This is a genomic window from Entomohabitans teleogrylli (assembly GCF_001484765.1).
Classification (GTDB): Bacteria; Pseudomonadota; Gammaproteobacteria; order Enterobacterales; family Enterobacteriaceae; genus Entomohabitans; species Entomohabitans teleogrylli.
In genome coordinates this window covers 1-578 of record NZ_LLXO01000104.1, presented here as the reverse complement: position 1 = coordinate 578, position 578 = coordinate 1, and the positions used below count along the sequence as shown (strand labels likewise).

The 578-nt window shown below is 54.8% G+C and carries 1 protein-coding gene; it reads right to left on the bottom strand.

Annotated elements, in window-relative coordinates:
- The coding region (locus tag AQ981_RS25440) for an IS3 family transposase (RefSeq protein ID WP_121500750.1) at positions 1-578 on the bottom strand (578 nt) is incomplete at both ends.

The window sequence follows — 578 nt, the reverse complement described above, 5'->3', positions numbered from 1 at the left end:
GGGGATTACGCCGCCATACAGCCATCAGCAGTGCGTTCAGGACAATGTCCTTTGTCATCCGTGATTGCATTGACCAGCCGATAATTTTGCGTGAGAACAGATCAACAACCACAGCAAGATACAGCCAGCCTTCGTGGGTCCTGACGTAGGTTATGTCCGTTACCCAACGCTTATCCGGAGCATCCGGATTGAACTGTCGCTGGAGCCTGTTGGGCGATACGATACTGGCCTCGCCTTTGCGTGCCCGCGGGCTACGGTAACCGACCTGAGCCTTTATCCCGGCACGATTCATCAGTCGCCAGACTCTGTTCACTCCGCACTGTTGCCCGCTATCCCGCAAGTCCAGATGGATCTTGCGATAACCATAAACGCAACCGGACTCCAGCCAGAACTGTTTGATCTGTCCCGTCAGTCTCAGATCTACCTGATGGCGCTGAGAATACGGTTGCTTAAACCAGGCGTAAAAGCCACTGGGATGAACATCCAGCACCCTGCAGAGCAGACGAACAGGCCAGCAACGGGAGTTGTCACGAATAAAGGCGTACCTCAGTCGGACAGCTTTGCGAAGTACGCCGCGG